At 66.2% G+C, this 17776-nt stretch carries 16 protein-coding genes and 1 pseudogene; 10 read left to right on the forward strand and 7 right to left on the reverse strand.

Translation table 11 applies throughout. From position 1 onward, the window contains the following. Positions 1-50 precede the first annotated feature (50 nt). From FG93_RS29375 to FG93_RS29390, 4 genes are all read right to left on the reverse strand, one after another. Entirely contained in the window at positions 51-734 is a 684-nt protein-coding gene (locus tag FG93_RS29375; protein WP_081881999.1) for a DUF1684 domain-containing protein, read from the reverse strand. A 250-nt stretch (positions 735-984) separates the two neighbouring features. After that, positions 985-1470 carry a heme utilization cystosolic carrier protein HutX gene (gene hutX / locus FG93_RS29380; protein WP_043242205.1) on the reverse strand — a complete coding sequence of 162 codons (486 nt, stop codon included), beginning with the start codon at positions 1468-1470 and terminating at the stop codon, positions 985-987. Between the two features lie 68 nt (positions 1471-1538). Beyond that, positions 1539-1886: an antibiotic biosynthesis monooxygenase gene (locus FG93_RS29385; protein WP_043242126.1), complete on the reverse strand. Its 348-nt coding sequence runs from the start codon at positions 1884-1886 to the stop codon at positions 1539-1541. Between the two features lie 79 nt (positions 1887-1965). Further along, positions 1966-4038, reverse strand: a complete 2073-nt coding sequence (locus FG93_RS29390; RefSeq protein WP_043242128.1) for a TonB-dependent hemoglobin/transferrin/lactoferrin family receptor — start codon at positions 4036-4038, stop codon at positions 1966-1968. 295 nt (positions 4039-4333) lie between these two features. Between FG93_RS29390 and FG93_RS29395 the strand changes: the two genes are divergently transcribed. From FG93_RS29395 to FG93_RS29420, 6 genes are all read left to right on the forward strand, one after another. Next, the gene (locus FG93_RS29395; protein ID WP_081882000.1) at positions 4334-5290 is read left to right on the forward strand and encodes a hemin ABC transporter substrate-binding protein; all 957 of its coding nucleotides are present in this window, start codon (positions 4334-4336) and stop codon (positions 5288-5290) included. 119 nt (positions 5291-5409) lie between these two features. After that, complete coding sequence (locus FG93_RS29400) at positions 5410-6396, forward strand: iron ABC transporter permease (protein ID WP_244448775.1); 987 nt, start codon at positions 5410-5412, stop codon at positions 6394-6396. Continuing rightward, the gene (locus FG93_RS29405; RefSeq protein WP_043242209.1) at positions 6389-7225 is read left to right on the forward strand and encodes a heme ABC transporter ATP-binding protein; all 837 of its coding nucleotides are present in this window, start codon (positions 6389-6391) and stop codon (positions 7223-7225) included. The genes FG93_RS29400 and FG93_RS29405 overlap by 8 nt, the downstream gene beginning before the upstream one ends. 58 nt (positions 7226-7283) lie before the next feature. After that, complete coding sequence (locus tag FG93_RS29410) at positions 7284-8360, forward strand: tryptophan 2,3-dioxygenase family protein (RefSeq protein WP_043242133.1); 1077 nt, start codon at positions 7284-7286, stop codon at positions 8358-8360. Then, positions 8360-9538: an aminotransferase class V-fold PLP-dependent enzyme gene (locus tag FG93_RS29415; RefSeq protein ID WP_043242135.1), complete on the forward strand. Its 1179-nt coding sequence runs from the start codon at positions 8360-8362 to the stop codon at positions 9536-9538. Before FG93_RS29410 ends, FG93_RS29415 begins: the two co-directional genes overlap by 1 nt. A 128-nt stretch (positions 9539-9666) precedes the next feature. Continuing rightward, complete coding sequence (locus FG93_RS29420) at positions 9667-10197, forward strand: L,D-transpeptidase (RefSeq protein WP_043242137.1); 531 nt, start codon at positions 9667-9669, stop codon at positions 10195-10197. A gap of 99 nt (positions 10198-10296) precedes the next feature. On the opposite strand, the gene FG93_RS29425 is transcribed toward FG93_RS29420, so the two are convergent. Next, entirely contained in the window at positions 10297-11244 is a 948-nt protein-coding gene (locus tag FG93_RS29425; protein ID WP_043242139.1) for a 2-hydroxyacid dehydrogenase, read from the reverse strand. 238 nt (positions 11245-11482) lie between these two features. Here FG93_RS29425 and FG93_RS29430 point away from each other — a divergent pair, with 238 nt between their 5' ends. Beyond that, positions 11483-11800 (forward strand): DUF2853 family protein, encoded by a 318-nt coding sequence (locus FG93_RS29430; protein ID WP_043242140.1) that lies wholly within the window; start codon positions 11483-11485, stop codon positions 11798-11800. A gap of 119 nt (positions 11801-11919) precedes the next feature. Here the strand turns inward: FG93_RS29430 and FG93_RS29435 are convergent, their stop codons facing one another. Together FG93_RS29435 and FG93_RS33990 are read right to left on the reverse strand one after the other, a co-directional pair. Further along, positions 11920-13221: a class I SAM-dependent methyltransferase gene (locus FG93_RS29435; protein ID WP_043242148.1), complete on the reverse strand. Its 1302-nt coding sequence runs from the start codon at positions 13219-13221 to the stop codon at positions 11920-11922. 64 nt (positions 13222-13285) lie between these two features. Continuing rightward, positions 13286-13459 (reverse strand): annotated as a pseudogene (locus tag FG93_RS33990) (DUF1674 domain-containing protein); the annotation flags it as partial. A 211-nt stretch (positions 13460-13670) separates the two neighbouring features. Here FG93_RS33990 and htpX point away from each other — a divergent pair. From htpX to FG93_RS29455, 3 genes are all read left to right on the forward strand, one after another. Beyond that, entirely contained in the window at positions 13671-14597 is a 927-nt protein-coding gene (htpX, locus tag FG93_RS29445) for a zinc metalloprotease HtpX (protein ID WP_043242149.1), read from the forward strand. Between the two features lies 1 nt (position 14598). Next, complete coding sequence (locus tag FG93_RS29450) at positions 14599-15960, forward strand: RsmB/NOP family class I SAM-dependent RNA methyltransferase (protein ID WP_052514364.1); 1362 nt, start codon at positions 14599-14601, stop codon at positions 15958-15960. A gap of 72 nt (positions 15961-16032) precedes the next feature. Next, complete coding sequence (locus FG93_RS29455) at positions 16033-17760, forward strand: heparinase II/III family protein (RefSeq protein ID WP_043242150.1); 1728 nt, start codon at positions 16033-16035, stop codon at positions 17758-17760. The last annotated feature ends 16 nt before the right edge of the window (positions 17761-17776 follow it).

Raw genomic sequence — 17776 nt, forward strand, 5'->3', positions numbered from 1 at the left:
AAAATGCCTTCGCGATTCCGTTCCGGAGAATGAACGCTCCGCGCAAACGCTCAACTGAGCGGATTTCGCTCGCCGGCATGGATCGCGGCGGGCAAGCGATTCTCGATGGGCGACAAAGGGCAGACCCAGGCCTCCGAATAGGCGCAGGACGGATAATAGGCGAAATTGAAGTCGAGGATCATTCGCCCCTCAGACGTCGCGCCGAGATCGGCGCTCTTGATCGTGTCGAGCAGGTAGCGGCCGCCGGCAAAGGTCTCCTCGCCATTGCTCGCATCGCCGAAGGGCAGGAAGGTCCCGCCGCCATAGCCCTCGATCCAGTAGAGCGTCAGTTCGCGACCGAGCGCGCCCTCCATCCCGTCGGTCAGCGCGTAAGGCCTGAGCATCATGGCGCCGTCCTTTCCGGCTTCGATCTGGATGGTCTCGCGCCCGACTGCTGGCTGGAGCCCGACCTCGAAGCGCAATTCCGGATCGTAGGGGAAATAGCGGATGCCACTGAAGCGCTGTCGTCGGGCGGCCGCAAGCGGCGACTGGCGATGCTCGCGAAACAGCCGGTCGCGCACATCGCGCCACTGCGCCCAGCCCACTTCCGCTGGCATCGCCCGGACCGCCGCGTAGAGATCCGCCACCTGCCGACGCCAATCCTGGAGCGAGGCCGTGTTCTCGAGCACCGCGCTCGCAGACAGGCGAGCTCCTGGCCTGGTGGATGCGGCCCCGGCAATGATCTGGTTCTTCATGGAGTGCAGCCTTCGGTTCGACTGAACGGGATCGCCTCGGCGCGAGAACCGCCGCCGCCGGTCAACGCACCGGCGACGCAGGCGTTCCCACATCGCGCATTGTGCCGATCATGCTGTCAGGCCGTGTCAGCGTTCCCAGCGATGCCGGCGAAAATCGTCGCGCCGCGGCACAAAGCCAAGACCAATGAAGAACGCCGCCGTCACGAGATCGCGACGACGGCGTTGAAGCGGTGGATCAGAGCCCGACCTGTCAGGAGAATTGCGCCTTCAGGCCTTCGAAAAACGCAACCTGCTCGGCAATCAACTCGCGCTTCTCATCGCGCCGCACGAAGACCTTGAACATCGCTTCGCCGGCAGCATTGAAGAACTGGACCGAGCAGGAGCGGCGGCCATGGAATTGCCGGTCGACCAGATAGATCGCCGTGCAGTTGCCAGCCTTGATATGTCCGCCGATCGGGCTGTCGCCGTGGATGTTGTAGTAGCCATGGCCGAAGGAGCCGACGGGCAGCGCGCCTTCGCATTCCAGCACGATATCGGCGGTGTGGACGATGAAGAGCACATCGCCCCAGGTCGAGAGCGCCCGCCACAGCGCCTCGAAGCGCTCGGCAGCAATGAAATGGCGCTGATCGGCTGGCGCTGCCTCCAGCACCGCGAGTGTCGGCACGCCGACCTCGCGGGCGATGGCCTCGATCACGCCATCGGGCTTGGCTGCCAGCGCCTGCCTGACGCGCTCCATCGGGTCTGCCGGTGACGGGTCCTGGACCGCCGCGGCGCTCGCCTGCGAGATCGACATGCCGTCCTCCCTCACTCTGCCGCCTGGCGGGGCAAATGCGGATTGGCCTCGCTTAGCACCGTCTCGAAGCCCTCGAATTCGGGATGTCCGAGATACATCGGCGTGGCCCGGGGCTGGCCGGCATTGCGATGCGATTCACGGAACTGGTCAGACTTCGTCCAGGCGGTGAAATCGTCCTTCGACGTCCAGGTCGTATGCGAGGAATAGAGGGTGTGATCCTCCTTCTCCGGCCCCTTGAGCAAATGGAAGGCGATGAAGCCCTTCATCTCGTCGAGGCGGGTCTTGCGCGAGGACCAGACCGTCTCAAAGGCAGCCTCCTCTCCCTTGACGACCTTGAAGCGATTCATGGCGATGAACATGGGCGTTATCCTCGGTTGGCTGGCTGATGGCTGGCTTGGTTGAACGGAAAGCGGGCAATGCCGTGCGGCATGGCGGTCCTCATGTGCCGAAGCGCGTCGAGAAACCGACCTTGCCGACAAAGCCCGGGCTGTTGTCGCCGTCGCGGTAGCGGCGATAGCGAACGTCGCCAACATTCTCGAGCGAGAGATAGGCGCGGGCATCCGGCGTGATCTTGTAGTCGGCGTAGAGATCGACCAGCGCATAGGCCTTGCTCGCAAGCACCTGCGATCCAGGCGGCAGGCGCTTTTGATCGTCAACCAGCGTCAGCCGGGCGCCGACCGTCAGCTTCTCCTCGAAGAAGCGCAAACCGCCGTTGAGGACCAGCTTGTCTGGATAGATCGACTGCAGCGGCTGGTTCAGCGTCCTGTTGTCGCCACGCGTGGTCGAGCCGGCAAGGGTCATGAACCAGCGTTTCGCGTCGTAGCCGAGTTCGGCCTCGAAGCCCGTGATGCGCGCCTTGGCGACGTTCTGGTATGTGAAGAAGGCATCGTTGCAGGCGCCCGGAATCGGCGCGCCGCACGGTGCGCCGGGATCGACGAAGATGCCGTCGATATAGTTCTTCACGTCGTTCTTGTAGACGGCGAGCTTGCCGCGGAAGCGGTCGCCCTCGCTCAGGATGTTATCGTATTTCAGGTTGACGCCGGCCTCGAGCGTCTTGCCGACTTCCGGCTTCAGGTTCGGGTTCGGCCGGAAGATGAAGCTGGCCGGAGCCGGATGCGGCCCATCGACCAGCGTCTCGGTCACCGACGGCGCGCGATAGCCCTCGGCATAGGTGCCGTAGACCTGCAGGCCCTGCAGTGGTGTGACGCCGAGCGTCAGCTTGGGCGAGATGCGGTTGCCGTCCGAAGAGGTCCGACCGCCGCTGAGCTCATAGGCGTCGTAGCGCAGCGCGCCGATCAGGTCGAAGATCGAGTATTTCACGTGGCTCTGCACGAAGCCGCCATAGACGCTGCGCTTGCCCGACGGCGTCGTCTCGTCGCCATTGCTGACGGGATCGCTGGTCCTGACGCGATCCTCGAACCAGTCCGCACCATAGGTCAGGTTCAGCGCCGCCGCGCCGAGATCGAACTTCGAGGTGTTGTAGATGTCGAACCCGGTCGTCTCGACCTTGAAATAGCGCTTCGCGCCAAGAGCCGCGCCCGCACCCGAGATCTGGGTCTGGTCCGTGTCTGTCGACGTTGAATAGGCGCTGACGTTCAGGTTCAGCCACGGGATGTCGGGTCGCGAGAAACTGTAGCGCGCCGTGTAGTTCTGCGTCGTGACCTCGTTGTCGCGACGCGGCGCCGTCGGCGTGCCGACCCCGTTGGAGAAGTCGTAGCGCTGGTACTGGCCGCCGAGCTTGAGCTCCTGGCCTTCGCCGGGCGTGATCACGATCTTGCCGAGACCTGAAACCAGGTCCTGCCCGCTATCGGCGATCCTCGTGCCGCCACCATCGCGATAGGGATTGAGCGAGCGGAAGGAAAGCCCGACCAGGCCCGCGACGACATCATTCGGTCGGAAGGCGCCGATGGCATTGCCGAAGGCACCGGTCTGGCGAGCGAACACGCCGGTGCCGCCGATCTCGATCGCTGCGCGCTCGCCCGGCCTGAGGATGTCCTTGGGATCGACCGTCTCGAAAGACACGACGCCACCGATCGCGCCCGAGCCGTAGATGTTGGCAACCGGGCCGCGCGTCACGTCGATGACGCGCACAAAGGCCGGATCGAGGAAGAAGGCGCCATTGGCATTATGGCCGGAACGCTGGAAATTCTGCCGCGCGCCATCGATCGTCACCGCGACGCGGCCGAAATCCTGCAGACCACGAATGTTGATCGCAGTCGCCGGATCGTTCGGGTTTTCCTGCGACGACACGCTGGGCATCTGGTTGAGGAGGGTGCCGAGCCTTTGCGGCTGCTGCGAACGGATCTCGTTGCGCGTCATCACCGAGACCGAGGCGAGCGCATCGATCGCGCGCTCTTCCTGCTTGCTCGCCGTCACGGTGATCTCGTCCAGCGCGATCGGCGCCCCGGCGGAGGCCGGGGCCGGCTGGGATTGAGCATGAGCGCCAAGCGACCACAGCGCGATGGCAGCCACGGAAACGGAAGCGCGCAACAGCGCGGCGTGAGAATTCATGCGTCCAGCCCCGAACCTGAAGATTTGCAGCGACTGGCTGGCTGGACGCGGGCTGCGTGTGGCTGGCTGGCGCGGGCGGTCGCACCGTCCCGGCGCGCCGCTCTTGACCCTATGTAGTAAAGCTGAATATCACCGTCAACAACGCTTAAGCTTTATCCTTTCTTAGAATAATTAAAAACTGACAACTGCTTTAGATCACCTTCAGATGACGAGATGTCGCGCACTCTTGGGTAGACGAGATCGATTCCGATCCCATCTTCCATCGAGGTGCAACCCGGGAAGCGGAGAGACAACCATGCCAAGCCCCCTGGCGCCTGCGAGGCCGCTCGGCGCACGGCCACATCGACGCGAGCTGAGTGCCGCGATCGGACTGACCTTTCTGGCCGCCGCCGGCCTCTTTGCGCCATCCATGCTCCCCGGCGCGGCCCAGGCACAGACACCGGATCGCATCGTCGCCGTCGGCGGCGTGATCACCGAGGTGCTCTATGCTCTCGGCCTGCAGGACCGGATCGTCGGTGTCGACACCACCAGCCAGTTCCCGCCCGAGGCCCTGCGCGACAAAGCCAGCGTCGGCTATGTCCGCGCGCTTTCGGCCGAAGGCGTGCTCTCCCTCAAGCCCTCGCTGGTCATTGCCCTCGAGGGCGCAGGCCCTCCCGGGGCGGTCTCGCTGCTCAACGAAGCCGGGCTGCGCCTCGCCAGCATCCCGGAAGACAATTCGCCGGATGGCGTCGTCACCAAGATCCAGGCGATTGGCGCGGTCGCAGGTGCGGCTGAACCTGCTGCGCGTCTTGCCCAGCAGACGAAGACACGTTTCGACGAACTTCAGACACTGCGCTCCGGCCTTCCGGCCAAGAAGCGCGTGCTCTTCGTCCTGTCGCTCCAGAACGGGCGCGTGCTGGTCGGCGGCCGCAACAGTTCGGCCGATGCGATCATCCAGATGGCCGGCGGCGTCAACGCCGCGACCGCCGTGGAGGGCTTCAAGCCGCTCAATGACGAGGCCATCATCGCGGCGGCACCCGACGTGATCCTGATGATGCGCAACAGCAGCAGTCATAATGCATCGCCGGAAGAGGTGTTCGGCATGCCGACCTTCTCGCAGACACCGGCCGCGGCAAAAATGGCGCTCATCACGATGGATGCCCTCTACCTGCTCGGCTTCGGCCCGCGCACGCCGGCAGCAGCCCGCGACCTGATGGCAGCGCTCTATCCCGAAGCCGCGATCCCGCCGCTCAAGAACGCCGCCGCGCCATGACGCTCGCGGTCCGCCCTGCCGGCGCGATGACCACGACCGCGCTCGCGAGCTTCGCAGCCGGACAAAGGCGGCAGGCCGCCCTGGTCATTGCCGGCCTTGTCCTGCTCTGCTGCCTGCTGATGCTCGTGGCCGTCGGGCAAGGCGCCTTCTCGATTCCGCCTGGCCGGGTCGCCGAGATCCTCTGGGCAAGGCTGACTGGCGAGACCGCCCTGCTGGACGGGCGCGACGCGCTCGTCGTCCTCAATATCCGCTTGCCGCGCGTGCTGCTCGGGGCGCTTGTCGGTGCCGCACTCGCGATTTCCGGAGCCCTGATGCAGGGGCTCTTCCGCAATCCGCTCGCCGATCCCGGCCTCGTCGGCGTCTCGGCAGGCTCGGGCCTGGCAGCAGCTGCGACGATCGTCCTTGGTGACCGGCTCCTCGCCGGCCTGACGATGAAGCTGCCCTTTGCAGCGCTCCCCTTCGGCGCCTTCTGCGGCGGCCTGATCTCGACACTGACCCTTTATCTCATTGCCACCCGCCAAGGCCGCACCTCGGTCGCGACCATGCTGCTCGCCGGTGTCGCGCTCGGTGCGCTTGCCGGTGCGCTCACCGGCGTCCTCGCCTTCATTTCGGATGATCGACAGCTGCGCGACCTGACCTTCTGGTCGCTGGGCAGCCTTGGCGGCGCGAGCTGGACCAAGCTCGTGGTCATCGCGCCCATCGTCCTGCCGCTTCTGCTGGCCGTGCCGCTGCTGGCGCGCGGGTTGAACGCCTTGATGCTCGGAGAGGCGGAAGCCTACCATCTCGGCATTCCGGTCCAGCGCATCAAGGCGCTGGCGATCCTGCTGGTGGCCCTGGCCGTCGGCGCCAGCGTCGCCTCGGCCGGCGTGATTGGCTTCGTCGGCATCGTCGTGCCGCATCTGATCCGCCTCGCCCTCGGCCCCGACCACCGGCTGCTGCTGCCGCTCTCGGCGCTGGGCGGGGCAACGCTGCTGGTCGCCGCCGACATCGTCGCACGCATGATTGTCGCTCCGGCCGAGTTGCCGATCGGCATCGTCACTGCGGCACTCGGCGCGCCCTTCTTCCTGTGGCTCCTGCTGCGTCGCGCGGATGGTCTCGATGTCTGAGCCAATCAATGGCGAGCCGATCCTGTCGGGCCGGTCACTGAGCTTCATGGCCAGCGGACGGGCGCTGGTCAGCGAGGCTTCGCTCGATCTCAAACCCGGCAAGACCACGATCCTGATCGGCCCCAATGGCGCCGGCAAATCGACCCTGCTCAAGTTGGTCACCGGCGAGCTGAAGCCCGCCAGCGGCGAGGTCCTGCTCGACGGTGAGCGTCTCTCTGCCATCCCGTCCTGGCGCCTGGCCTGCCAGCGTGCCGTGATGGCGCAGCACACGCGGCTCGCCTTTCCCTTCAGCGTCTTTGAGGTCGCGCGCCTCGGCGTGGACGGTGTCGGCCGCGCCTTGTCGCGTCAGCGCCGCGAAGCCCTCGTCGGCGAATGCCTGGCCTCGGCCGGCGTCGCAGAGCTCGCTGCACGCCGCTATCAGACCTTGTCCGGCGGCGAGCAGCAGCGCGTGCAGTTCGCCCGTGTGCTCTGCCAGCTCGAGGCCGGCCGCAGCGTCGCGACACGGCAGACACTCTTCCTCGACGAGCCGATCGCCAGTCTCGATCTCTGCCATCAGCTCGCCCTGCTCGACATGGCACGTGCGATTGCGGCCCGCGGTGTGGCCGTGTTGATCGTGCTCCACGATATCAATCTCGCCGTGACTTATGCGGACCACCTCGTCGTGATGGACCGCGGTCGCATCGTCGCCCAGGGAGCACCCGCGGCGACGCTGGATGACGCCTTGCTGCGCAATGTCTTCAAGGTCGATCTCAGCTTCAGCCGCGCGCCCGCCGCCGGCCTGCCCTTCCTCCTGCCCCAGCAGCATCGCCCCAGCACAGCCACCGCTTGATCCCCCGGAGCAGTTATTTTAAACTTGAAATAACTGCTCCGAACCGGGGTCCGCGATCATGGCCGCTTCACCACGCAGGTTGTCCTACGGAAGCTATCTGCAGGTCGACGATCTGCTGGCCTGCCAGACCCTGGAGAGCGTGAAGGCCGGCACTCCGGCCCATGACGAGATGCTCTTCATCATCGTCCATCAGGCCTATGAGCTCTGGTTCAAGCAGATCCTGCATGAGCTCGACCGCATCCAGCTCGATTTCTCGGCGAGCCCCGTCGCCGACGAGAACCTTGGTCGCATCGTCGCGGGTCTCGGCCGCATTCATGAGATCCTGAAGCTTCTGGTCGGCCAGCTCGACGTGCTGGAGACGATGACGCCCGCCGGCTTCCTCGAATTCCGCGACCTGCTGACCCCGGCCTCGGGCTTCCAGTCCGTGCAGTTCCGGCTGATCGAGAGCCGTCTCGGTCTCGCCGATACGCTCCGCCTCCGGATCGACGATCAGAGCATGCGCGAACGCCTGGCGCCCGAGGACCGCGCCAGGCTCGACGCCGAGCATAGCCCGTCCCTGCTGTCCCAGCTTGACGCCTGGCTCGCGCGCACGCCCTTCGTCGCACTTGGCGACTACAATTTCCGCGAAAGCTATCGTGCCGCAGTGATCGCGGCGCTGCAGCGCGATGTGCGCAGCATCGGCACCGACCCATCCTTGCCGGAAGCGCAGCGTCAGGCCGACGCCGCCGCGATCGAGAAGGCGCTCGCCCGCTTCCAGGCCCTGTTCGAGCCGGACGCCGCCGGCACGACCTGGCACATGTCGGCGCGCGCGATCGAAGCGGCCCTGTTCATCGCGCTCTATCGCGACATGCCGGTGCTGCAGCTGCCCTTCCGGCTCCTGCAAAACCTGATGGACATCGACGAAAGCCTGACGCTCTGGCGCCTGCGTCATGCGCTGATGGTCGAGCGCATGATCGGCGTCCGGCCCGGCACCGGCGGCTCCTCGGGCTCGGGCTATTTGCGTGCCACGGCCGAGAAGCACCGCATCTTCATCGACCTCTTCCACCTTTCCAGCTACCTGCTCGCGGCCCGGGACCTGCCGGACCTGCCCGAAGAGGTGCGCCGGCGCATGGGTTTCAGCTACGGAGCGGCCTGATGCGCGGCGACTGGACAGCTCATTTCAGCCGTTTCCGCAGCGCGGCACCGGAGCGGATCAACCTCGCGGCGCATAGTCATCACGACTGGCCCGATGTCAGTTTCGCGGCGCAGGAGCTGGCCTGGACCGATGCCGCCCACCTCGCAGGCCACAAATGGAGCCTCGTCTTCGGCGAGCTGATTCCGGCGGTTCAGGCCGGCATCGCGCGGGAGCTCCGGCTTCCCGATCCGTCGAGCATCGCCTTTGCCCCGAACACCCACGAATTCCTGCGTCGCCTGCTCTCCTGCCTGCCAACCGACCGCACCCCTCGCATACTGACGACGAGCGCCGAATTCCACACGGCACGGCGGCAGCTCGCGCGTCTGGCAGAAGAGGGGCTGATCCAGCTCGACGAAATCGCCGCCGAGCCCTTCGCAACCTTTCACGAACGTCTCCGGACGGCGATCATCGCCGGTGGCCACGACCTGATCTATGTCAGCCAGGTCCTGTTCAATTCGGGCGCGACCTCCGGCGATCTCGCAGCACTCGCCGGCGCGGTGCCGTCCGAGGCAACCCTGGTCGCGATCGACGGCTATCACGGCTACCTCGCCCTGCCGACCGATCTTTCGGCGATTGCGGACCGCGTCTTCTACATCGCCGGCGGCTATAAATACGCGATGGCCGGCGAGGGCTGCTGCTTCATGCACTGCCCGCCAGGGTATGGCCCGCGGCCGCGCGACACCGGCTGGTTTGCAGCCTTCGGCGCGCTCGCGGCCCCGCCCGGCAGCAGTATCGGCTATTCCGCCGATGGCGGCCGTTTCCTCGGCGCGACCTTCGATCCCTGCGGGCTCTATCGCATGCGAGCCGTGCTGGCATGGCTGCAAGCCAATGGCCTCGATGCGCGTCATGTCCACGAGCACGCCATCTGCCTGATGCGGCAATTCCTCTCGGGCCTCGATGCGCTGACAATTCCCTGGCTATCCCCGGCGCAACTGATCACGCCTTTTGGCCCCCCCTCAGCACATGGCAATTTCCTCGCCTTCCACACCGAAGGAGCCGGAGCGCTGGAGGCCGCACTGGCGAAGCACGGCATCGCCACGGACCATCGCGGCGACGTGCTGCGTTTTGGCTTTGGCCTGGCGCTGTCGGAAGGAGATGTGGCCGAGGCTCTTGGTCGGATGAAGGCTCTGAACGCCTGATCGAGATCATCGGAATGATCGATTTTACGCTGGATTCATCGTGAATCCAGGCTTCACCATATCGCTCAACCGCCGATTCACGGTCGCAGCGCCACATCTCCCGCAGAATCCGAAGCGGGAGATGAACCGTGACCAGACGCCTCGCCCCCATCGACTTGCTGCTTGCAGGCGCGATATCCCTGCTGGCCCTTGCCTTCGCCGGCCGCCCCGCGCTCGCCCGCGAGCTCATCCAGTTCCAGGACCAGCGCTACCATCCCGGCACGATCGTGATCCGCACCGGCCAGCGCAGCCTCTATTTCGTCACGGCCCCCGGCGAGGCGATCCGCTACCAGATCGCCGTCGGCAAGGCCGGCAAGCAATGGCGTGGCGTCAAATTTGTCGAGGAGCTCGCCGTCGAACCGGCCTGGAGCCCCCCGGCCGAGGTCAAGCGCGCCCAGCCGAACCTGCCCAACGTCATCGCCGGCGGCTCGCCGCGCAATCCGATGGGCGCCCGCGTCATCGGTCTCGGGCCGGGCGGAGAATACGCCATACACGGCACCAACGCGCCGGGCACGATCGGAACCGCAGCCTCCTTTGGCTGCTTCCGGATGCATAACCCCGACGTGATCGATCTCTATGCCCGCGTCCGCATGGGCACACCCGTCGTGGTCCTGCCCTGAAGCATCGGCCCGAAAAGTGGATTGCGGTTTTCGGGACAAAGCCGATGCAAACACAAAAGGTTAGATCATCGGACCGGATACGATATCCGGTCCGATGATCTAGAGGGCGACCGGCGACAACAGTGGCTTTCCAGCGAAGAAGGCCGCGAGATTGCTGATGAGCAACTCCTGCTGGGCATGCTGCGCCGTTAGCGCGTTGGCGCCGATATGGGGCGTCAGCACCGCATTCTCGCAGGCCCGCAACCGCTCTGAGACATGCGGCTCGTTCTCGTAGACATCGAGCGCCGCGCCCGCGATCACGCCCGTCTCGAGCGCGTCACAGAGCGCCGACTCATTCACGGCGATGCCGCGCGAGATATTGACGAGATGCCCTTGCGGGCCGAGCGCCTTCAGCACCTCCGCGTTGATCGCGTAGCGGTTTTCGGCACTGGCACGGACGGCAACGACCAGCAGGTCCGCCCAGTGGGCCAGCCCAAGCAGGCTGTCGTGATAGAGATAGGGCAGGTCAGGGCGCCGCGAACGATTATGGTAGCCGATCGTCATGTCGAAGGCCGCAGCGCGGCTGGCGATGCGGGCACCGATGGCGCCAAGTCCGTAAATGCCCAGCTTGCGATCGGCCAGGCCTGGCACATGCGCCATCCGCTCGACCGCATTCCCCTGCCACCGTCCGGCACGCAGGAACCGGTCCCCGCCATTGATCTGCCGCGCGCTGGCCAGGAGCAGGCCCATCGCAAACTCTGCCACGCTTGTCGCATTGCTGTCGGCGGCATTGCTGAGCAGGATGCCTCGCTCCTTGGCGCGCACCCGGTCGACCCCTTCGAAACCCGTGCCGTAACAGGCGATCAACCGCAGCTTTGGCAGGGCATCGATCAATGCCGCATCCGTCCTGTGGCTTCCGATGGTCAGGAGGGCCTGAACCTCCTCGGACCCTGCTGGCAAGGCATCCGGAGCTGAGCGCGCCATCGGGCCAAGCACGGTGTAGCTTTCGTTCAGACGCGCGACGAGCCGATCTGGCAAGCGCGGCACCATCAGGATGGTCGGCTTCATCTGGAATCGGGCTCCATCGCGGTGTTGCATCGCAACATCCAAAGGCAGCTCGCTCAACCCGTTTCGGAGCGGGGACCGCCATCTCGCCGACGCAATGCAACCGCTCTGGTCACCTCGCCGAAAAAGGCAACATCGCCTAGCGTAACCTCTCGCCTGCGACAAAGAAGCACGTTAACGTTTGCGTGCACGACTTCAATCGCGCTCGGGCCTGAAGCACCGAGCCCAACAGGGGCTATCGATGGATCATCTCGCCGACGTCAAGAAACACGCCAGGAAGGCCGTCAACGAAGCTGCCTTTGCCGGCATGGCCAAATCCTATGCGCTCGTCATGGGCAAGCCTGACACCCGCTTCGTCGCCTGCGCGGACGCGGCCGAACTGGAGCGTGTCCGCGAGAACTTCCTGAAGAAGAAGCTCGGCCTCAAGAGCGCCGATCTCGACGCAACCATCAAGGCGATCTGCGAGCACATGAAGGACGACAAGACCAAGTCGCGCCTGACCTTCTATTACCTGCTCGCCGAACATTACGGGAAGCTCGATCTCTTCGTGAAGAAGTAAGACGCGCCCTGCGCGCATGCCCGGGCTCGACCCGGGCATCCCTGGATCACAATGTCATTCCGGGACGAGATGGTCGGCTCCAGGCCGACCACGGCGGCTGCTTGCCCGCCTTCGCAGGCTCAGCGATAGAGGTCCACGCGCGTCAGCGGCAGACCGGATGGCCCTTTGCGCCGCTTCGAGACCAGCGTCTGGTTGATCAGCGCGCCGCCGCGCTCGAAGGCAAGCGAACAACCCGCGAGATAGAGCAGCCACATCCGCGTCCGCTCGGGACCGATCTCCGCCTCGGCCTCGGCCTTGTGTGCATTCAGCCGCTCGAACCATAGCCGCGTCGTGCGCTGGTAATGCTCGCGCCACCCCTCGACGTCATGCACCTCGAAGCCATGGCGCTCGAGATTGGCGATCGACATGCCGAGATGGTCGAGCTCACCGCCCGGGAAGATATAGCGCACCAGCGCCCGGTACTCGGCCGGCATCTTGTTGAAGGCGCGCTCGGTCTTCTTGGCCCGCCGCGAGATCGTATGGTGCAGGTAGAGGCCGCGAGGCTTGAGCAGCCGGTTCACCGCCTGGAAATAGGCCGGGTGATTGCGGATGCCGACATGCTCGAACATGCCGATCGAGGAGATCTTGTCGAAGACCCCCTCCATCTCAGTGAAATCCTTGAGATGCAGCATGACCTTGTCCTGAAGACCGAGCCGCCCGACCTTCTCGCGAGCCAGCGCGAGCTGCTCCTCCGCAAGCGTCACGCCATGCGCCTCGACGCCATAATGCTGCGCGGCATGGCAGATCAGCGCGCCCCAACCGCAGCCGATATCAAGCAGCTTCTCGCCGGGTTGCAGGCGCAGTTTGCGGCAGATCATGTCGAGCTTGTCGCGCTGCGCCCGCTCGAGATCGGCATGATCCTCGGTGAAATAGGCACAGGTGTAGACCATCTCCTCATCGAGGAAGAGCCGATAGAATGCGTTCGAGACGTCGTAGTGATAGGCGATGTTGGCCTTGTTGGTGGCGGGCGCGCCATCGCGGGCGACCTTGTCGCCCATCAGGTGCTCGACGGCCTGCGGCGCGGCACCGGGCGCGAACAGGAAACGCCGCACGACATCGAAAACCGCCGATTTCGGGATACCGCGCGCCAGCCGGCCGACCTTGCCCTCGGGGCGCGCCGCCGCGAGATCGAAGATCGTGCCGTTCACGATCGCGATCCGGTCGGTGACATGCAGGTTAAGCAGCGTGTCGAGCTTTGGCTTGCGGAGCAGCGCCGCGATGGCACCGGAGTCGCGGATCGCGATCGCAAGGCCGTCTTGGGGCCACGCGGAGGGGATGCGGCTCCCGTCCCACAGTGCGAAGCCGAGCTTCAATCCAAGTTTCTGATGCGCCTCGGTCAGAAGTCGCCGCAAGGCGGCGAGGCGTTTGGTGTCGCGATCCATGCGTGGCCGATCCGTCCCCGTCCCGACCTGTTTGACGGCAGGCGCGGAGCTTGGCAACCACCCCTCAGAAATCGCTCGCGATTCCCTTCACTTCCCAGTCGTCATAGCGCACCGGATCGAGACCGCCGCGGCCGTTGAGCTCCTTGTCGCGCTTTACCGCCGCCGCTTTGGCGTCGATCTCGGCGCGCCGCGCCTGGGCTTCGGCCAATGCGCGCTGCGCCGCCGGCGAAAGGCTCCTGGTCTGATCGGTCTCGCTCGTCGGGACCGCAGCTTGATCCTTGGCCGAGGCTTGGCCCTTGGCCAAGGCTTGATCCTTGGCAATGTCGTTTGGCATCGGCGCAGCGCTCTCTTGCGGGATCGGCATGGTCTTCACCACATAAGGCCGAATTCTGCATTCGGGGAGAGCGCATTCGCCATCCCGGACTGCGCAACCGACAAAGGGGACCCCGATGAACTACGTCCGCACCGGCATCCTGATGGCCGGCCTCACCGCGCTCTTCGCCGTGGTCGGCTATCTGCTCGGCGGCGCGGGCGGCATGCTGATCGCGCTCGGCATCGCCGCCGCGACCAATCTCTACAGCTACTGGAATTCGGATCGGCTCGCGCTCGCCTCCCACAATGCCCATGAGGTCGACGAGCGTAGCGCACCCGAACTCTATGGCATGGTGCGCGACCTTGCCGCGCGCGCCAATATGCCGATGCCGAGGGTCTACCTGATCGACGAGGAGCAGCCCAACGCCTTCGCCACCGGGCGGAACCCGCAGAACGCCGCTGTCGCCGCGACCACCGGCATCCTGCGCACGCTGAGCTATGACGAACTCGCCGGCGTGATGGCCCACGAGCTTGCCCACATCAAAAATCACGACACGCTGACGATGACCATCACCGCGACCATGGCCGGCGCAATCTCCTCACTCACCACCTTTGGCATGTTCTTCGGCTCGCGCGAGAACCGGCCAGGGTTGCTGATGCAGATCCTGATTTCGGTGCTCGCGCCGATGGCCGCGATGGTGATTCAGATGGCGATCTCGCGTTCGCGCGAATACGAGGCGGACAGGCTCGGCGGCGAGATCTGCGGCAATCCGGTCGCGCTCGCCGACGCGCTTGCCAAGATCGCCGGAGGCGTCGCGCATATTCCGAACGAGACGGCGGAGGCCAAGCCTGCTACGGCCCACATGTTCATCATCAATCCCCTGAGCGGACGCGGCATGGATTCTCTGTTTTCGACCCACCCCGACACCGGCAACCGCATCGCCGCCCTGATGGAGCAGGCGCGCGCCATGGGCATCGGCCGGGGTCGCAATGCCGGCGGTTTCACCAGCCCGGCCGCACAGAGCCCATGGAACGGCTCCCACAAGCCCGGACCGTGGGGCTGAGATGACCGAACAGGACAATTCGCGCCGGAAACCAGCGCCTGCTCCCGCGCGGCAGGCCGATGATGCACCGGGTCTGCCGGCGCGCCGCCTTGCGGCAAACCTGATCGACGAGGTGCTGCGGGCCGGCACCGCGCTCGACGAAACCTATGAACGCATGAGCCCGGCCTTCGGGCTCGATGCAGCCGACGCAGCCCTGGCGCGCGCCATCACCATCACCGCCTTCCGCCGGCTCGGCACGATCCAGCACGCCATCAATGCGCGGCTCGAACGCGGCAGCCCGAAGAATTCAGGCCCCTTCGAGCCGATTCTGGTCGCAGCCGCGGCCCAGATCCTCTTCCTCGACGTGCCGGATCACGCCGCAGTCGACCTCGCAATCCGCCATCTCCACGAGGATGCCCGTTCGGCCCGCTATGTCGCGCTGGGCAATGCGCTGCTGCGCCGGCTTGCCCGCGAGCGCGACGCGATCCTGAACGGAAGCGCCGCACCCTTTGCCGACACCCCACCCTGGCTCGCTGAGAGCTGGCGCAACGCCTATGGCGATGAAACGGCCGCCGCCATCGCTGCAAGCCATGCCGACGAGCCGCCGCTCGATCTGAGCGTGAAGGATGACGCGGCCGGCTGGGCCGAGAAACTCGGCGGCATCGTGCTGCCAACCGGATCGGTGCGTCTGCGCGAGCGCGCCCCGGTGCCGAGCCTGCCCGGCTTTGCGGAAGGCGAGTGGTGGGTGCAGGACGCGGCTGCGGCACTGCCGGCGCTGCTGCTGGCGCCCAGGCCGGGCGAACGCATCGCCGATCTTTGCGCCGCCCCGGGCGGCAAGACGGCACAGCTCGCTGCAGCCGGAGCCTCCGTGACCGCAGTCGATCGTTCAGCGCCGCGGCTGCGCCGCCTGCGCGCCAATCTGGAACGGCTCGGGCTCACGGCCGAGATCCTGGCGGCCGATGCCGCAACCTGGCAGGCCGAGCCTTTCGACGCGGTGCTGCTCGATGCCCCCTGCAGCGCCACGGGCACGATTCGCCGCCATCCCGATGTCGCCTGGACGAAGACACCCGAGGATCGCGACAAGCTGGCCGTACTCCAGGCCCGGTTGCTCGACGCCGCCGCACGCCTGACGCGGCCCGGCGGTCGCCTGGTCTACTGCACCTGTTCGCTCGAACCGGAAGAAGGCGAACACCAGATCGACGCCTTCCTCGCCGCGAACCCGGGCTTTGCGCGTGTGCCGATCAAGCCCGAGGAAATCGGCGGGCTCCCCGACGCGATCAACGCCGCCGGCGACCTTCGCACGCTGCCGCACCAGCTGCGCGGCGAAACCCCGCGGCTCTCCGGATGGACAGGATTTTACGCAAGCCGTCTGATCAGGCTATGACGAAGCTGGGATTCGCAGGGCGCGACCACGTCCTCCGGGACGATTCGCACCGGGACGGGGTGAGCGGGGGCATTGAACGGCTGGACTGAGCGTAGGGGGCTTGCCCAGGCGGCGATCGGTCGGGCTGCGCGGCGTACGCGTGGCCAGCTCGTCGGCGCCGCACGGAAGCTCTGGCCTTTCGGCCATGTCCAGGCGACTCGGCTGCTCTTCGCCCCGCATGATTTGCGCACGGCCGATCCGACCACGGCCGGCGACATTTATTCCGGGTACTATGCCTTCGCCGGGCGCACGCTGAGAACCCATGGCGAATCGCCCTTCGACTGCCTACCGCCGAGCGAGGGCTGGTCCGAGGCGCTGTACGGCTTCTCATGGCTGCGGCATATGCGCGCCGCCGATACCGCGATCGCCCGCGCCAATGCGCGCGCGCTGGTCGATGAGTTCATCACCAGGCGGCACGACCGCAGTGAGATCGCCAGGCAGCCGGCGGTCGCCGCGCGCCGTCTGATTTCCTTCCTGTCGCATTCGCCACTCCTGCTCGAGGGCGCAGACCACGCGTTCTACGAGCGCTTCATCCGCCATGTCGCGGGGCTGACGGAACGGCTGACGCTGGCGCTTTCCGGCGCGGTCGATGGCGTGGCGCGGCTGCAATGCCTGATCGCCGTGACCTTCGCCGCGATCAGCCTCGACGGCCAGGAGCGACGGCTGAGGCGCGCCGAGGCGGCCCTTTCCGATGAGCTCGACGTCCAGATCCTGCCCGATGGCGGTCATCTCAGCCGCAATCCCCGGCTGATCATCGAACTGCTGCTCGATCTCCTGCCCCTGCGCGAGACATTCGTCGCGCGCGGACTCGAGCCGCCGCGCAGCGTGCTCATGGCGATCGAGCGGATGATGCCGCATCTGCGGCTGTTCAGGCATGGCGACGGCTCGCTCGCCCTCTTCAACGGCATGGGCATTACCCCGCCCGATCTGATGGCGACGCTCGCGGCCTATGACGATGCCCGTGCCCGCCCCATCGAACATGCCGCCTATTCCGGCTACGACCGGCTCGGCGCCGGCCGCAGCACCGTGGTGGTCGATGCCGGCGCACCGCCGCGAGGCGCCAACTCGGTCGAAGCCCATGCGGGCTGCCTGTCCTTCGAGTTCTCCAGCGGCAGCCAGCGCATCATCGTCAATTGCGGCGCCAGCCGTTTCGGACCGCCCGAGCTCCGGCTGGCCGCGCGCAGCACCGCAGCCCATTCCACGGTGATCCTGGCGGAGCGTTCCAGTGCCTCCTTCGGCCTTGTGCTCGGCGAGCACCGCATCGTCGCCGGCCCGTCCGACGTGCGGGTCGCGCGGCAGGACAGCGAGACAGGTCATGAATGGGTCGCGAGCCATGACGGCTATCGCCGCAATCTCGGCGCGCTGCACACCCGCCGGTTGCTGCTCAGCCGCGACGGCGCGACGCTGACCGGTGAAGACGAGATTGCCCTGCCCACGGAAACGGAAGCACTGCCGGCCGTGGCGCGCTTCCACCTGCACCCCGGTATCCGTCCGAGCCTGATCCGCGAGGGCGAAGGCGCCCTGCTCGCGCTGCCCTCGGGCGAGGTCTGGGAGTTTGAGGCCTCCGGCCTGGTGGTCACGATCGAGGAAAGCATCTTCCTTGCCGCGGCCGACGGAAAGCGGCGAACCGAACAGCTGGCGATCAGCTTCGACGCTGCCGAGACGCCGCAGGTCACCTGGCGCTTGACCCGCGTTGGCACGGCGCCGCGAGCAACGCGGCCGCATGAACGGGGCGGACCCGAGGCACAACTGCCGCTTTGACGGCGGGACAGGGCTT

The sequence above is a fragment of the Allobosea sp. LC85 genome, assembly GCF_000735605.1.
GTDB lineage: Bacteria > Pseudomonadota > Alphaproteobacteria > Rhizobiales > Beijerinckiaceae > Allobosea.

What these genes read in the sequence shown, in the direction of transcription:
- FG93_RS29430 (WP_043242140.1), top strand. Translation starts at nt 11,483, where the DNA reads ATGGATCATCTCGCCGACGTCAAGAAACACGCCAGGAAGGCCGTCAAC.
- FG93_RS29435 (WP_043242148.1), bottom strand. Translation starts at nt 13,221, where the DNA reads ATGGATCGCGACACCAAACGCCTCGCCGCCTTGCGGCGACTTCTGACC.
- FG93_RS29450 (WP_052514364.1), top strand. Translation starts at nt 14,599, where the DNA reads ATGACCGAACAGGACAATTCGCGCCGGAAACCAGCGCCTGCTCCCGCG.
- htpX (WP_043242149.1), top strand. Translation starts at nt 13,671, where the DNA reads ATGAACTACGTCCGCACCGGCATCCTGATGGCCGGCCTCACCGCGCTC.
- FG93_RS29405 (WP_043242209.1), top strand. Translation starts at nt 6,389, where the DNA reads ATGTCTGAGCCAATCAATGGCGAGCCGATCCTGTCGGGCCGGTCACTG.
- FG93_RS29395 (WP_081882000.1), top strand. Translation starts at nt 4,334, where the DNA reads ATGCCAAGCCCCCTGGCGCCTGCGAGGCCGCTCGGCGCACGGCCACAT.
- FG93_RS29400 (WP_244448775.1), top strand. Translation starts at nt 5,410, where the DNA reads ATGCTCGTGGCCGTCGGGCAAGGCGCCTTCTCGATTCCGCCTGGCCGG.
- FG93_RS29410 (WP_043242133.1), top strand. Translation starts at nt 7,284, where the DNA reads ATGGCCGCTTCACCACGCAGGTTGTCCTACGGAAGCTATCTGCAGGTC.
- FG93_RS29385 (WP_043242126.1), bottom strand. Translation starts at nt 1,886, where the DNA reads ATGTTCATCGCCATGAATCGCTTCAAGGTCGTCAAGGGAGAGGAGGCT.
- hutX (WP_043242205.1), bottom strand. Translation starts at nt 1,470, where the DNA reads ATGGAGCGCGTCAGGCAGGCGCTGGCAGCCAAGCCCGATGGCGTGATC.
- FG93_RS29425 (WP_043242139.1), bottom strand. Translation starts at nt 11,244, where the DNA reads ATGAAGCCGACCATCCTGATGGTGCCGCGCTTGCCAGATCGGCTCGTC.
- FG93_RS29390 (WP_043242128.1), bottom strand. Translation starts at nt 4,038, where the DNA reads ATGAATTCTCACGCCGCGCTGTTGCGCGCTTCCGTTTCCGTGGCTGCC.
- FG93_RS29415 (WP_043242135.1), top strand. Translation starts at nt 8,360, where the DNA reads ATGCGCGGCGACTGGACAGCTCATTTCAGCCGTTTCCGCAGCGCGGCA.
- FG93_RS29375 (WP_081881999.1), bottom strand. Translation starts at nt 734, where the DNA reads ATGAAGAACCAGATCATTGCCGGGGCCGCATCCACCAGGCCAGGAGCT.